At 41.7% G+C, this 13,501-nt stretch carries 17 protein-coding genes; 13 read left to right on the forward strand and 4 right to left on the reverse strand.

Annotated features, from left to right (window positions below):
- Window positions 1-82 precede the first annotated feature (82 nt).
- Both AC25JC_RS16045 and AC25JC_RS16050 read left to right on the forward strand, forming a co-directional pair.
- Window positions 83-706 (forward strand): N-acetylmuramoyl-L-alanine amidase, encoded by a 624-nt coding sequence (locus AC25JC_RS16045; RefSeq protein ID WP_486924433.1) that lies wholly within the window; start codon window positions 83-85, stop codon window positions 704-706.
- Window positions 696-1,181, forward strand: a complete 486-nt coding sequence (locus AC25JC_RS16050) for a hypothetical protein (RefSeq protein ID WP_180116347.1) — start codon at window positions 696-698, stop codon at window positions 1,179-1,181. Before AC25JC_RS16045 ends, AC25JC_RS16050 begins: the two co-directional genes overlap by 11 nt.
- A 47-nt stretch (window positions 1,182-1,228) precedes the next feature.
- On the opposite strand, the gene AC25JC_RS16055 is transcribed toward AC25JC_RS16050, so the two are convergent.
- Window positions 1,229-2,149, reverse strand: a complete 921-nt coding sequence (locus AC25JC_RS16055) for a Dyp-type peroxidase (protein ID WP_486924434.1) — start codon at window positions 2,147-2,149, stop codon at window positions 1,229-1,231.
- Between the two features lie 159 nt (window positions 2,150-2,308).
- Between AC25JC_RS16055 and AC25JC_RS16060 the strand changes: the two genes are divergently transcribed.
- Entirely contained in the window at window positions 2,309-2,929 is a 621-nt protein-coding gene (locus AC25JC_RS16060) for a LysE family transporter (RefSeq protein ID WP_180116349.1), read from the forward strand.
- A 106-nt stretch (window positions 2,930-3,035) separates the two neighbouring features.
- On the opposite strand, the gene znuB is transcribed toward AC25JC_RS16060, so the two are convergent.
- The 3 genes from znuB to AC25JC_RS16075 are packed head-to-tail and all read right to left on the reverse strand — an operon-like array spanning window position 3,036 to window position 5,101.
- A complete protein-coding gene (gene znuB / locus AC25JC_RS16065) occupies window positions 3,036-3,836 on the reverse strand; it encodes a zinc ABC transporter permease subunit ZnuB (RefSeq protein ID WP_180116350.1) in 801 nt (266 codons plus the stop codon).
- A 3-nt stretch (window positions 3,837-3,839) separates the two neighbouring features.
- Complete coding sequence (gene znuC, locus AC25JC_RS16070) at window positions 3,840-4,601, reverse strand: zinc ABC transporter ATP-binding protein ZnuC (protein WP_373683079.1); 762 nt, start codon at window positions 4,599-4,601, stop codon at window positions 3,840-3,842.
- Between the two features lie 2 nt (window positions 4,602-4,603).
- On the reverse strand, window positions 4,604-5,101 hold the full coding sequence (locus tag AC25JC_RS16075) for a transcriptional repressor (RefSeq protein ID WP_078191481.1): 498 nt from the start codon (window positions 5,099-5,101) through the stop codon (window positions 4,604-4,606).
- Window positions 5,102-5,240: 139 nt separating this feature from the next.
- Here AC25JC_RS16075 and AC25JC_RS16080 point away from each other — a divergent pair, with 139 nt between their 5' ends.
- The 10 genes from AC25JC_RS16080 to AC25JC_RS16125 all read left to right on the forward strand — a co-directional run bounded on the left by AC25JC_RS16080 (window position 5,241) and on the right by AC25JC_RS16125 (window position 13,430).
- On the forward strand, window positions 5,241-6,080 hold the full coding sequence (locus AC25JC_RS16080) for a metal ABC transporter solute-binding protein, Zn/Mn family (RefSeq protein ID WP_486924435.1): 840 nt from the start codon (window positions 5,241-5,243) through the stop codon (window positions 6,078-6,080).
- 170 nt (window positions 6,081-6,250) lie between these two features.
- Complete coding sequence (locus tag AC25JC_RS16085; protein WP_078194025.1) at window positions 6,251-6,649, forward strand: ATP synthase subunit I; 399 nt, start codon at window positions 6,251-6,253, stop codon at window positions 6,647-6,649.
- Between the two features lie 102 nt (window positions 6,650-6,751).
- Complete coding sequence (gene atpB, locus AC25JC_RS16090; protein WP_078194024.1) at window positions 6,752-7,627, forward strand: F0F1 ATP synthase subunit A; 876 nt, start codon at window positions 6,752-6,754, stop codon at window positions 7,625-7,627.
- Between the two features lie 84 nt (window positions 7,628-7,711).
- Window positions 7,712-7,957 (forward strand): F0F1 ATP synthase subunit C, encoded by a 246-nt coding sequence (gene atpE, locus AC25JC_RS16095; RefSeq protein WP_000424060.1) that lies wholly within the window; start codon window positions 7,712-7,714, stop codon window positions 7,955-7,957.
- 38 nt (window positions 7,958-7,995) lie between these two features.
- Window positions 7,996-8,466, forward strand: coding sequence for a F0F1 ATP synthase subunit B (locus tag AC25JC_RS16100; RefSeq protein ID WP_078191477.1), 471 nt, complete (start codon window positions 7,996-7,998; stop codon window positions 8,464-8,466).
- A 12-nt stretch (window positions 8,467-8,478) separates the two neighbouring features.
- Complete coding sequence (locus AC25JC_RS16105; RefSeq protein WP_078191476.1) at window positions 8,479-9,015, forward strand: F0F1 ATP synthase subunit delta; 537 nt, start codon at window positions 8,479-8,481, stop codon at window positions 9,013-9,015.
- Between the two features lie 42 nt (window positions 9,016-9,057).
- Entirely contained in the window at window positions 9,058-10,602 is a 1,545-nt protein-coding gene (atpA, locus tag AC25JC_RS16110) for a F0F1 ATP synthase subunit alpha (RefSeq protein ID WP_078194023.1), read from the forward strand.
- An 88-nt stretch (window positions 10,603-10,690) separates the two neighbouring features.
- Window positions 10,691-11,560 carry a F0F1 ATP synthase subunit gamma gene (gene atpG / locus AC25JC_RS16115; RefSeq protein WP_078191474.1) on the forward strand — a complete coding sequence of 290 codons (870 nt, stop codon included), beginning with the start codon at window positions 10,691-10,693 and terminating at the stop codon, window positions 11,558-11,560.
- Window positions 11,561-11,589: 29 nt separating this feature from the next.
- A complete protein-coding gene (atpD, locus tag AC25JC_RS16120) occupies window positions 11,590-12,984 on the forward strand; it encodes a F0F1 ATP synthase subunit beta (protein ID WP_078191473.1) in 1,395 nt (464 codons plus the stop codon).
- A 26-nt stretch (window positions 12,985-13,010) separates the two neighbouring features.
- Window positions 13,011-13,430: a F0F1 ATP synthase subunit epsilon gene (locus AC25JC_RS16125; RefSeq protein WP_078194022.1), complete on the forward strand. Its 420-nt coding sequence runs from the start codon at window positions 13,011-13,013 to the stop codon at window positions 13,428-13,430.
- Window positions 13,431-13,501 lie beyond the last annotated feature (71 nt).

Genomic DNA, 13,501 nt, shown 5'->3' on the forward strand with positions numbered 1-13,501 from the left:
TCGTAATCGAGGAAAAAGACTGGGCTTAAGATTCAATTTAATTGCGGGAATCTATAATTTAGAGCTGAGCAAAAAATGAATTATGAAAGAAGTCTATTACTCTTGGAAAGACTTATCAGATGAAGTTATTAATAAAGCTGATGAATATTTCGAGTTTATAGATGTTAAAGATCCACGCAGTCCTACAGAATTTGAATATGTATATGACAGAGCTTTAGAATTAAAAGAATTATTTGAAAATGATGGTCATATTGTCTATCTAACAAGGGATAAAAAGGAAACGATTGATTATACAGATATACCTAGTATTTCTTCATGTAAAAATTTTAAAATAACAACTACCTCACCATTGACCTACAGGAAATTAATTTCAAATTCCGCTAAAGCAGATTATTTTATTTCATTACATTGTGATGGTATTGAGAATTTGAAAGGTAATTATGCTGTAATGTGTTATTTTGATGATAATGATAAAAAATTAGCTGAAAAAATTGCAAAAAACTATTCTCAAGTTACAGGTAAAGTTGAAAAAAGAATAGATTTAACCGTTTTGGGGAATGGTGGGAAAAATGATGCTAAATATAAAGTTTTAGTTGAATTTGGTTTTATGACAACTCCAAAAATTGCAAAAAAACTAGTAAATAATTCAAAAATTATTGTTAATGATTTATATAAGTCTTTGAGAGAGCATATTAATGAAAATTAAGCTTCTATTGTTTTTTACAAATCTAATTGTGTTAGGTAATGTTTATGCTTTGCCTGATAATTTTTATAAAAAAGAAAGTAGTAAGAGATTTGTTAAATCGATACATCATGATTATTTTTCAATTGAGAAATTTGATGGAGATTTGGTAAGAGTTTATGAAAAAAAAGACATTAAGAGTAATATGTTGATTGCTAAATATGAGGCTGTTTTTATTAATCCTATTGATGGGAATACTTCATATAATAATTTTTATCAAATTAATAAAAATTATGATTATAAAGGTGGGAAAATAGTTTCAGTTAATTATGAAATTGGGAAGATGGAAAGCTGTTTCGTTAAATGTGGAAATGAGGTCTATTATAATGAAGGTAAGATAATTAAAATAAATAAATATCCAGCCTGTTTAAGTTTATTTGATATAGATAATAGGGTGCTAAAGTTTAATGATGAATATGTCAAGAAAAATTGTATTTAAAACAATATTCTTTGAAAAAAAAGCCGACTCTCGTCGGCTTTATTTATTCAACCTTCCAGCACTTCTTCCAATAACTCTTCACTCGGTGCAAAGTAATAAGCGCCATCCATAGGAGTGACAAAGTGAAGTAAGCGGTCATGAATGCCGTCACCACTGGTGCCAAACATACGTACTAGCATGCTGTCGATAATGCTGAGGTCATGGGTATAAGCAATAAAAAACAAACCTTGGTCACCGCGGCCATCGCCATAAGGCAATGAATGACGCAAAATTGCTAGTTCTTCACCCTCACCATCTTCAACAACGGTACGTGATACATGTGAGTTTTCAGGTTGTTCGTCTTCGTTCAACTCAATCGATTCAAGTTTGGTACGCCCAATCACATGCTCTTGTGCATCAACTTTGAGCTTTTTCCACTTATCTAAATTGTGTGCATAACGCTGTGCAAAGACAAAAGAACCATCAGCAAAAATACCCGCATCTTCTGCTAATAATGCTGTTTCAGCACGGTCATCTGGAAATTGAGGGTTTTCAGTACCATCAATAAAGCCAGTTAAGTCACGGCCATCGAAATTGCGGAAGCAAACACGCTCATCTAAAACCTCCACTTTATCTTGAATGCCATCAAAGAAAGCTTGGCTTAAAGCAAAGCAAATATCTGTACGCTGTGCTGCAATGTGAATCAGTATATCTGCTGGGGCTACAGGCATGTTAAATGAACCTTGAATTGGATCAAGTTGTTTAAAGCCTGCTGGAGATTGAATATAAAGTTGTGCCCAAAGTTCAGGTCCAAAAGCTACAGCTGTTTTAATCTGTGCATTAGGATGTTGGGTAATTAGACGATCACGAGTGCTAAATAAGTCTTCAAGTTGTTCTTTTAATTCGCTAATCGTTAAATCTTTTAAACGTAAAACAATAAAACGAGCATGATCTGAGGGTAATGGCAAAATTACAGATTGAGCAGACATTCATGGCTCCTAAAAATTATAATTTCTGAGTGGCTGTGTATATTGTGCCTTAAGCAGCGCTGAGAGTGTAGCCTTCATTTGGCCTTTTAGCGTGCATTATTGTCATGAAAATAGAGTAAATGTCATATAATACAGACCCATTTCAAACTTGAGCTAATGATGTCCTATCAAATCTGGATTGCATACATGTTGGCATGTTGGGTAATTAGTGTTTCCCCAGGTGCAGGTGCAATTGCGTCTATGTCGAGTGGTTTGAATTATGGGTTTAAGCATGGGTATTGGAATGCAATCGGCCTGCAATTGGCACTTTTGGTTCAGATCGCCATTGTTGCAGCTGGGGCAGGGGTCTTATTTGCGACGACACCATGGGCTTTTCTGATCGTGAAATGGTTTGGAGTGGTCTATTTATTGTATTTGGCTTATTTACAGTGGACAGCGCCAACACAGTCAATTGAAATCCAACAAGATTTACCAAATAAATCACGTTTAAAATTAGTTTTACATGGCTTTTTGGTCAATATGAGCAACCCTAAAGCGATTGTATTTTTGTTGGCGGTTTTGCCGCAGTTTTTAGATTTATCCAAACCCCAATGGATTCAATATGTCATCATGGCTGCAACAATGATTAGCATTGATCTGATTGTCATGGCGGGGTATACCGGTCTCGCTGCAAAAGTGCTGCGGTTATTAAAATCACCTAAACAACAAAAATATTTGAATCGAACCTTTGCGGTATTATTTGCTTGTGCTGCGAGTTTATTGAGTTTGGTGCATCAATAAATCCAGTGAGATGATTCTGAACATTGTATTTGACGTGCAAAAAAAGCCATGCAACTGCATGGCTTTTTTTTTGATATGTCGCGAATTGAACAATGAACGTTGTTACTTAAGCCACTTTCTTAAATTTTTGCAGAATAAAAATCAGGGCAAAGAGCAGCGCCATGGTTAATACAATAGTCAGTCCTGTAGAGGTGTTTAAACCAGCACTTGACCATAACCCCACGGTCACACCGACTTGGGCAATGATGAAAGACCACAGCACCATTTGTTTCGGGGAATTTGCCAATAAACGAGCGGTTAATGCAGGAATCACTAACAATGCACCCATCAGCAATGAGCCGACAGCACGTAAAGCCAATACGGTAAATAATGCCAGTAATAACATAAAAATCAGACGTTGCCATTTGGCACTGACACCTTCACTGACCGCAATATCGGGGTCAATGGCAATCTGAATTTGAGATTGCCAACTTTTATACAGCACGGTCAGTGCCACAATGATCACCACTGCAAAGACAGGCAAATCTGACCAAGAAATGGTGAGTAAATCACCAAATAAATAGCTGAGTAATTCAGGTCTTAAGCTGGGCAAATATTGTATGAAGAGTAAGCCAGAGCACAGGAGTGTTGCTGAACATAGCGCGAGCAAGGCGTCATTGGGCAAGCGAGGGTCGTGTAACACCCATAAGATTGCAACCAATAAGAGCGCAATCAATGTAACGCCTGTCCAAAGCGGTAGACTCATTGCACCGGCAATGGCGACACCGAGTAAAGTGCCATGTGCCATGGTATCCGCAAAAAAAGACATGCGACGCCATAGCATCAAACAGCCGAGGGGTGCAGTCAGGAACACCAGCAAAGTGCCCATGATCCATGCTGGCAAAAGGAGTTGTAGCCATTCCATCATGGATTATGCTTCCGGTTCAGGGTGAATATGGGGACGAGAGTCGTGCTGGCAAGGCGTTGCACTATCGCCATGCGCACAGTGATCATGATGGTGTTGATAGAACACACGATTTGTTCCAAAGATCGCTTGATATTCAGGATGTTGCTGCACATTTTCAGGCAAGCCACTGCAACAAATATGTTTGTTCAGGCAAACCACACGATGTGTTCCTTGCATGACCCACTGTAAGTCATGAGAAACCATCAAAACTGCACAGCCATATTTTTCTGGCAAGCTACGCACGTAGTCATACAGTTCCGCTTCAGACTGAATATCTAGACCTTGCATAGGTTCATCCAGAACCAATACATTCGGTTGACGCAATAAAGCCCGTGCAATCAATACACGTTGACGTTCGCCGCCCGATAATTGCTGAACTTTAGATTGTTGTAACTTGGCAATGCCAGTATCACGAATAATTTCTTGCTTAATGCTGGCATCACATTTTTCTAGTGCCAATAAATCACACACACGTAGCGGTAAGCTGTGTGATGGATTAAATTTTTGTGGCACATATGAAAATTTTAATTTTTGTGTGCTGATCACTTTGCCAGATACAGGTTTTACAATACCCAACAACACTTTGATGAGCGTGGATTTGCCTGCACCATTGGGACCAATCAAGGTGACAATTTCTTTTTCGTGTAAGGCGAAATCTACATTCTTTAAAATGTCACGTTCATCGATTCGGACATGAACATGCTCTAAAGCCACAATGGGCTTCATATTTAGTGTTTGCTGCGGCACTGCTGACAGATCCCTGAAATTTCAATAATACTGTGATGTGCAGTAAAACCATCGGATGCAGACAATTCATCAAGTTGCGCCATCAAGCCTTGAGCAGATGCTTCTTTGACTATTTTACAATCGGTGCAAATCAGAAATGCAGCTTGATGTCCTTCGCGCGGATGACAACATGGGATGTAAGCATTAATCGACGTTAGACGATGAATCAAACCTTTTTCAAGCAGAAAATCCAGCGTACGGTACACTGTCGGTGGAGCTGCAGGTCGGTCAGACTCGCTTTTGATTTTAGCCAAAAGGTCATAAGCGCCCATTGGCCCCGTTGCGTTTAAGATCAGTTCCAATACTTCTTTACGCAAGGGCGTAAGTCGAGCACCCGTCGCACTACAGAGACTCTCAGCTTCAGCAAGGCGCTGTTCGACATTATGATGATCGTGTACACCATGCAAAGCATTATGATGTTCGTGTGAACATGCGCTCATAGCCAACCTCGAGTACGAAACTGTATAAAGAAAAAGACTTTAAATCTTAACATGAAGCGTAAGGACTTACGAACAGACGTAGGTTTTTTTACGATTTTGTTATATTATAACACTATTCATTTTATGGTGCTCTCTCCCCATGTCCCGTGTATTTCTTTTTTGTAGTTTGGCTTTATTCAGTGTGATGAGCTGGGCGCAAGGTCTCGTTGTTTCTACACAACCGATTTATTTAATCGCGAAGGATGTACTTAAGGGCGTAGAGCAGCCCAAACTACTGCTTGACCATCAATCTGGACATGATGTGAGCTTGACGCCTGCACACCGTAAAACCGTGCAAGATGCCAACTTGGTTTTATGGTTAGGCCATGCACACGAAGCACCTTTAGCAAAAATGTTGGATGAAAGTGGCAAAAGTATCGCTATTTTAGACTCAGGCATTATCAGTGCGTTGCCTTTGCGGGATGTTCGTGGCAATGCATTAAAAGGCACAATCGATACCCATGTCTGGCTTGAACCAAACAATGCGGTTCGAATCGGCTTTTTTATTGCTGCTTTACGTTCACAACAGTTTCCAGAACATCGTGAAAAATATTGGGCTAATGCGCGTGCATTTGCGCAGAAACTCTTGATCACAGCCCAAAAAACAGATGTGTCGAGCCGTGCTCAGCCTTACTGGTCTTACCACGATGCCTATCAATATCTTGAGCGCTCACTGAATTTGAAATTTACCGGTGCGTTGACCGATGATCCACATGTCGCACCGACATTGGCACAAATCAAATACCTGAAAGACCATCGCGTGCAGCCAAAAATATGCTTACTTGCAGAAGCACATGCCAGCCAAAATCAGTATCAAAAGCTCGGTGGCATTGTCTTTCAACCGGTGGACGAAACCATGAGTGGGGCAGGGGATTTTGTAACAGCATGGAAGATGATGGCTGATAAAACCCTTAAGTGCACACTAAATGCGCGAAAGTAATGTAAAAAACAAACAACTATTGATTAGTTTGAAAGCAGTTTACCAATTTAAAAAAACACGACTAAGGTCGGGAAAAGATTGCAAGTTAAGGGGTGTAACTCTATAATGCCTGCGATTAAAAATAATCATCAGTTAAACTTGTCAAGCAGAATTGCTGTGAGTGAACAAAAATGAGTCGAACTAGTCGCATGATTGATCGACGATTAGCGAAAGCTTTAGTCATCTTACAAGCAGTAATGATTCCTGTTTCAGCCCTGATTGGTTGGGTCCTTAAAGACACAATCACAGCATATAGTGCAGCTTTGGGTGCGTTGGTATGCTGGCTAGCAAGTAGCTACTTTTCATGGCAGTCGTTTCGTGCGGCTGGTGCCCGTGCCTCTAAACAGGTGCTGTCAAACATGTATCGTGGCTTAATGGGCAAGTTTGCAATCGTGATTGTTGGATTCATTTTGATTTTGATCAATGTCAAACCGTTGTCAGCGGTGGCATTGTTTTGTGGTTTTATGCTCGTACAAAGTATGTCGTGGGTCGCTCCTTTTTGGGCAACACGCTTAAAAAAACGAGTATAAGCACAACAGAAAATTGAAAAGTTTTTTGGAGAGTAACGAGATATCAGGCAGCACGCGATATTCGTTTTCTCTATTAGTTTTGACATTGACCAGGTGTGATTTATGGCTGCTGAAGAACATGCCCTTACTTCGACCGAGTACATTCAGCATCACTTGACTAACATGACCTATGGCAAAATGCCAGATGGTACTTGGAAGTTAGCTGAGACTGCTAAAGAAGCTCAAGAGATGGGGTTCACTGCTATTCACTTGGATTCAATGGGTTGGTCTATCGGCCTTGGTATTGTTTTCTGTTTGTTGTTCTGGGTTGTAGCGAAAGCTGCAAACTCTGGTGTTCCGACCAAGTTCCAGTCTGCAATCGAAATGATTATCGAGTTCGTTGACTCAAGTGTCCGTGACACTTTCCATGGCAAATCGCGCTTAATCGCGCCGTTAGCGTTGACCATCTTCGTGTGGATTTTCCTCATGAACTTGATGGACTTGATCCCTGTTGACTGGATTCCTTATACAGCTCAATTGATCGGTGCTAACGTGTTTGGTATGGATCCTCACCACGTTTACTTCAAAATCGTTCCATCTACTGATCCTAACATTACCCTTGGTATGGCATTGTCAGTATTTGCGTTAACTATTTTCTATAGTATCCGTGAGAAAGGTCTTGTCGGATTCGGTGCAGAATTTGCACTTAACCCATTTAACCCAAGTAACCCAGTTTTAAAAGCATTACTTATTCCAGTAAACATTATTCTTGAATTAGTAACTTTTATTGCACGTCCAATCTCATTGGCTCTACGACTGTTCGGTAACATGTATGCGGGTGAGTTGATCTTCATCTTGATCGCATTATTGCCGTTCTGGATCCAGTGGGCGTTGTCTGTGCCTTGGGCGATCTTCCATATTCTTGTTATTACGTTACAAGCATTCATTTTCATGATGTTGACTATCGTATATATGAGTATGGCTAGCGAAAAGCATTAATGGTATTGCTCAACTGTCAAAGGGTGGTTGGGCACACAATTTTTTAACTTAATTTGGTATAAACCTAACCTCTGAGGAATTATCATGGAACTCACTTTAGGTCTAGTTGCAATTGCATCTGCTATCTTGATCGCTTTTGGTGCTTTAGGTACTGCGATTGGTTTTGGTCTTCTAGGCGGCCGTTTCTTAGAAGCTGTTGCTCGTCAACCAGAATTGGCTCCACAACTTCAAACTCGTATGTTCTTAATCGCGGGTCTTCTTGATGCTGTGCCTATGATCGGTGTTGGTATTGGCTTGTTCTTCATCTTCGCTAATCCATTTGTAGGTTAATCAGCTTAATTCCTAAATTAAACTATTGAGGAATAGCAATGAATATCAACCTCACATTGATTGGCCAAGCGATTGCTTTTGCGATTTTTGTCGCATTCTGCATGAAATTTGTTTGGCCACCACTAATCAATGCGATTAGTGAGCGTCAGCGTAAAATCGCTGATGGCTTAAACGCTGCTGAAAAAGCGAAAGCTGACCTTGCGGATGCGCAAGCACAAGTGAAAGCTGAATTAGATGCGGCTAAAGCACAAGCGGCTCAATTGATCGAACAAGCGAACCGTCGTGGTGCGCAATTGGTAGAAGAAGCGCGTACTCAAGCTGCGGCTGAAGGTGAGCGTATTCGTCAACAAGCTAAAGAAGCTGTTGATACTGAAATCAATGCTGCTCGCGAAGAATTACGTCAACAAGTTGCTGCTCTTGCAGTTACTGGCGCAGAAAAAATTCTGAACCAGCAAGTTGACGCAGAAGCTCACAATGCCATGCTGACTCAGCTGGCTGCTAAACTTTAAGAGAGGCGGATTATGGCTGAACTCTTGACGTTGGCACGCCCATACGCTAAAGCAGCATTTGCTTACGCTTCTGAGCAAAATGCAACTGACGCTTGGTCAAATGCATTAAACTTGCTCAGTGCTGCGGTGCAAGACGAAGCATTTTCAGCTTATCTAAATCGCCCTGAGCTTACTCCTGCTGAGCAGGTAAGTGTTTTCGCAAAAGTTTTAGGTGAAGACCAGACTGCAGCAGTGTCAAACTTTTTGACATTGCTTGCTGATAATGACCGTCTGGCACTTCTTCCTGAAATTTCAGAAGAATACGAACAGCTCAAATCACAGAATAACAATACTGTGGATGTAGTGATTGAATCTGCATTCCCATTGACTTCTGTACAAGAACAATTACTTGCGCATGCATTAGAGAAAAAATTCGAAGCTGCCGTAAATGTTTCAGTAGAAGTTAACCCAGCGTTAATCGCGGGTGTAGTTATTCGTGCAGGCGACCAAGTGATAGATGATTCTGCGCTTAACAAGCTTGAAAAAATGCGGACTCGTCTTCTTGCTTAACAGCTTGAAGACTGAACTTTAAAAAGATTGAGGTATAGCGCAATGCAACAACTGAATCCATCCGAGATCAGTGCGCTCATTAAACAGCGTATCGGCGATCTGGACACCAGCGCGACCGCTAAGAACGAAGGGACCATTGTTATGGTTTCCGACGGTATTGTGCGCATTCACGGCCTTGCTGATGCAATGTACGGTGAAATGATCGAATTCGACGGCGGCTTATTTGGTATGGCACTGAACCTAGAACAGGATTCAGTGGGTGCCGTTGTCTTAGGTAACTACTTAAGCCTTCAAGAAGGTCAAAAAGCTCGTTGCACAGGTCGTGTATTAGAAGTTCCGGTTGGTCCAGAACTTTTAGGCCGTGTAGTAGATGCTTTGGGTAACCCAATTGATGGTAAAGGCCCTATTGACGCAAAACTTACTGATGCTGTTGAAAAAGTAGCACCAGGCGTAATTTGGCGTCAATCAGTGGATCAACCTGTACAAACTGGTTATAAATCAGTAGATACAATGATCCCTGTTGGTCGTGGTCAACGTGAGTTGATCATCGGTGACCGTCAAACTGGTAAAACAGCTATGGCGATCGATGCGATCATCGCTCAGAAAAACTCTGGCATTAAATGTATATACGTAGCAATTGGTCAAAAACAATCGACTATCGCTAACGTTGTGCGCAAGCTAGAAGAAACTGGCGCTATGGCGTACACAACTGTTGTAGCAGCTGCTGCAGCTGATCCTGCAGCGATGCAGTATCTTGCTCCGTATGCTGGTTGTACAATGGGTGAGTACTTCCGTGACCGCGGTGAAGACGCGCTTATCATTTATGATGACTTGTCTAAACAAGCTGTTGCTTACCGTCAAATTTCATTGCTTCTACGTCGTCCACCAGGTCGTGAAGCATATCCTGGTGACGTATTCTATCTACACTCACGTTTACTTGAACGTGCTTCACGTGTATCTGCTGACTACGTTGAGAAATTCACTAACGGTGAAGTTAAAGGCCAAACTGGTTCATTAACTGCATTACCGATTATTGAAACTCAAGCCGGTGACGTATCTGCATTCGTACCTACAAACGTAATTTCGATTACTGACGGTCAGATCTTCTTAGAAACATCATTATTCAACGCAGGTATTCGTCCTGCTGTGAACGCGGGTATCTCTGTATCACGTGTTGGTGGTTCTGCTCAGACTAAGATCATCAAAAAATTGTCAGGTGGTATCCGTACCGCTCTTGCGCAATACCGTGAATTAGCTGCGTTTGCTCAGTTCGCTTCTGACCTTGACGAAGCAACTCGTAAACAGCTTGAACATGGTCAACGTGTAACTGAGCTTATGAAGCAAAAACAATATGCTCCATACTCAATTGCTGACCAAGCTGTTTCAATTTATGCATCTAACGAAGGCTATATGGCTGACGTAGAAGTGAAGAAAATCGTTGCATTTGATGCTGCGTTGATCTCTTACTTCCGTTCAGAACATGCTGCGTTAATGCAAAAAATTGACGAGACTGGTGCTTACGATAAAGAAATCGAAGCAGCAATCAAAGCAGGTATTGAAAGCTTTAAAGCGACTCAAACTTACTAAGATTCAACGATGTTGAATCTGGTTCTGGTTTGGTTCACGGATCAACCTTCGAAAGCTCGAAAGGGCTTTCGAATACTAGGTTAAGCGTATGGCAAATTTAAAAGAAATTCGCGCCAAAGTAGCTAGTATCAAAAGCACGCAGAAAATTACTCGCGCGATGCAGATGGTAGCAGCTTCTAAGATGCGTCGTGCGCAAGAGCGCATGGCTCAAGGCCGTCCGTATGCCGAAAATATGCACCGTGTAATTGCTCATTTGGTACAAGCGAACCCTGAATACAAACACCGTTATATGGTTGAACGTCCTGTAAAGCGCGTTGGCTATATCATTGTTTCTTCAGATCGCGGCCTTGCTGGTGGTTTGAACATTAACTTGTTCAAAAAAGTGGTCAAACACGTACAACAGCAACAAGAGCAGTCAATTGAAGTTCAATTTGCTTTAATTGGTCAAAAAGCGGTTTCGTTTTTTAAAAACTACGGCGGTAAAGTTCTTGGTGCAACTACAAACGTAGGTGATGCTCCGAGTCTTGAACAGTTAACTGGTTCTGTACAGGTGATGTTAGACGCGTTTGATAAAGGCGAGTTAGATCGTATTTATCTAGTGTCAAACGGCTTTGTCAACGCCATGACTCAAAACCAAAAAATCGAACAGCTTGTTCCTTTAGCAGCTGCTGAGGAAAGCGAAGGCCTAAATCGTCAATACGGTTGGGACTATATCTATGAACCAGAAGCTGAAGAGCTTCTAAATGGTTTATTGGTTCGTTACATTGAGTCTATGGTTTATCAAGGTGTGATTGAAAACATCGCATGTGAACAGTCTGCTCGTATGGTTGCAATGAAAGCTGCAACGGATAACGCGGGTGAATTGATCAAGAGCCTACAACTTATTTATAACAAGCTGCGTCAAGCCGCGATTACTCAGGAAATCTCTGAGATCGTTGGTGGTGCCGCTGCCGTTTAACATTATTAGTTTGAATTGAGGAGACAGCAATGAGTAGCGGTCGTATCATTCAGATCATCGGCGCGGTTATCGACGTCGAGTTTGAACGTAACAGCGTTCCTAAGATCTATGACGCTCTCCATGTTGATGGTACTGAAACTACATTAGAAGTTCAGCAGCAACTTGGTGATGGCGTAGTTCGTACTATTGCAATGGGTTCTACTGAAGGCCTTAAGCGTGGTCTTACTGTAACTAACACTGGCGCGCCTATCTCTGTACCTGTAGGTACTGCATGTTTAGGTCGTATCATGGACGTTCTTGGTCGCCCTATCGACGAAGCTGGTCCTGTTGGTACTGAAGCTCGTTTACCAATTCACCGTCAAGCGCCTTCTTATGCAGAACAAGCGGCTTCTACTGACCTTTTAGAAACTGGTATTAAAGTCATTGACTTACTTTGCCCGTTCGCTAAAGGTGGTAAAGTTGGTCTGTTCGGTGGTGCCGGTGTTGGTAAAACTGTAAACATGATGGAGTTGATCAACAACATCGCGAAAGCTCACTCAGGTTTATCTGTGTTTGCTGGTGTTGGTGAACGTACTCGTGAAGGTAATGACTTCTATCACGAAATGAAAGACTCAAACGTTCTAGACAAAGTAGCGATGGTTTACGGTCAGATGAACGAGCCACCGGGTAACCGTTTACGCGTAGCGTTGACTGGTTTGACTATGGCTGAGTACTTCCGTGACGAAAAAGACGAAAACGGTAAAGGCCGTGACGTTCTATTGTTCGTTGACAACATCTATCGTTATACACTAGCGGGTACTGAAGTATCAGCACTTCTAGGTCGTATGCCATCTGCAGTAGGTTACCAACCGACTCTTGCAGAAGAGATGGGTGTTCTTCAAGAACGTATTACGTCTACTAAGTCTGGTTCTATTACGTCAATCCAAGCGGTATACGTACCTGCCGATGACTTAACAGATCCATCGCCTGCGACTACCTTCGCTCACTTGGACGCGACTGTTGTATTGAGCCGTGACATCGCATCTTCTGGTATTTACCCAGCGATCGATCCACTTGACTCTACTTCACGTCAGTTAGATCCACTTGTAGTGGGTACTGAGCATTACGAAATCGCTCGTTCAGTTCAAAACGTTCTTCAACGTTACAAAGAATTGAAAGACATTATCGCAATTCTTGGTATGGACGAATTGGCAGAAGAAGACAAACTTACTGTATACCGTGCACGTAAGATCCAACGTTTCTTCTCTCAACCGTTCCACGTAGCTGAAGTGTTTACTGGTGCTCCTGGTAAACTTGTACCGCTTAAAGAAACAATTCGTGGCTTTAAAGGTCTTCTAGCTGGTGAATACGACCACATTCCAGAACAAGCGTTCTACATGGTTGGTGGTATTGACGAAGTTATTGCTAAAGCTGAGAAACTTTAATTAGTTCCCTAATTTAGGAGATTCTCATGGCGACTATGCAATGTGACGTTGTAAGTGTTAAAGAGTCTTTGTACTCTGGCGCTGTAACTATGCTAATTGCTAAAGGTGCTGGTGGTGAGTTAGGTATTATGCCTGGCCATGCGCCACTAGTAACTTTGCTCAAGCCGGGCGCAATCCGCGTTCTGCTTGAAAATGGTACAGAAGAATTAATCTATGTATCAGGTGGTGTACTTGAAGTTCAACCGCACGTTGTTACTGTACTTGCAGATACTGCAGTACGTGCTGACAACCTTGATGAAGCAGCAATTATTGAAGCTCGTAAACAAGCTGAACAATTGTTAGCAAATCAAAAGAGCGACTTGGACTCAGCTGCTGCTTTGGCTGCTCTTGCAGAAACTGCTGCTCAGTTGGAAACCATCCGCAAAATCAAAAACCGCGCTCAATAAGACGCAGTTTGAGATTGAAAGAGCCACCCGAAAGGGTGGTTTTTTTATGCCTGAATAATAAATAAATTTGA

The organism is Acinetobacter sp. P37 (assembly GCF_057480965.1).

What these genes read in the sequence shown, in the direction of transcription:
- AC25JC_RS16105 (WP_078191476.1), top strand. Translation starts at nt 8,479, where the DNA reads ATGGCTGAACTCTTGACGTTGGCACGCCCATACGCTAAAGCAGCATTT.
- AC25JC_RS16100 (WP_078191477.1), top strand. Translation starts at nt 7,996, where the DNA reads ATGAATATCAACCTCACATTGATTGGCCAAGCGATTGCTTTTGCGATT.
- AC25JC_RS16045 (WP_486924433.1), top strand. Translation starts at nt 83, where the DNA reads ATGAAAGAAGTCTATTACTCTTGGAAAGACTTATCAGATGAAGTTATT.
- AC25JC_RS16050 (WP_180116347.1), top strand. Translation starts at nt 696, where the DNA reads ATGAAAATTAAGCTTCTATTGTTTTTTACAAATCTAATTGTGTTAGGT.
- atpE (WP_000424060.1), top strand. Translation starts at nt 7,712, where the DNA reads ATGGAACTCACTTTAGGTCTAGTTGCAATTGCATCTGCTATCTTGATC.
- AC25JC_RS16060 (WP_180116349.1), top strand. Translation starts at nt 2,309, where the DNA reads ATGTCCTATCAAATCTGGATTGCATACATGTTGGCATGTTGGGTAATT.
- znuC (WP_373683079.1), bottom strand. Translation starts at nt 4,601, where the DNA reads ATGAAGCCCATTGTGGCTTTAGAGCATGTTCATGTCCGAATCGATGAA.
- atpG (WP_078191474.1), top strand. Translation starts at nt 10,691, where the DNA reads ATGGCAAATTTAAAAGAAATTCGCGCCAAAGTAGCTAGTATCAAAAGC.
- AC25JC_RS16080 (WP_486924435.1), top strand. Translation starts at nt 5,241, where the DNA reads ATGTCCCGTGTATTTCTTTTTTGTAGTTTGGCTTTATTCAGTGTGATG.
- AC25JC_RS16085 (WP_078194025.1), top strand. Translation starts at nt 6,251, where the DNA reads ATGAGTCGAACTAGTCGCATGATTGATCGACGATTAGCGAAAGCTTTA.
- AC25JC_RS16055 (WP_486924434.1), bottom strand. Translation starts at nt 2,149, where the DNA reads ATGTCTGCTCAATCTGTAATTTTGCCATTACCCTCAGATCATGCTCGT.
- AC25JC_RS16075 (WP_078191481.1), bottom strand. Translation starts at nt 5,101, where the DNA reads ATGAGCGCATGTTCACACGAACATCATAATGCTTTGCATGGTGTACAC.
- atpB (WP_078194024.1), top strand. Translation starts at nt 6,752, where the DNA reads ATGGCTGCTGAAGAACATGCCCTTACTTCGACCGAGTACATTCAGCAT.
- atpA (WP_078194023.1), top strand. Translation starts at nt 9,058, where the DNA reads ATGCAACAACTGAATCCATCCGAGATCAGTGCGCTCATTAAACAGCGT.
- atpD (WP_078191473.1), top strand. Translation starts at nt 11,590, where the DNA reads ATGAGTAGCGGTCGTATCATTCAGATCATCGGCGCGGTTATCGACGTC.
- AC25JC_RS16125 (WP_078194022.1), top strand. Translation starts at nt 13,011, where the DNA reads ATGGCGACTATGCAATGTGACGTTGTAAGTGTTAAAGAGTCTTTGTAC.
- znuB (WP_180116350.1), bottom strand. Translation starts at nt 3,836, where the DNA reads ATGATGGAATGGCTACAACTCCTTTTGCCAGCATGGATCATGGGCACT.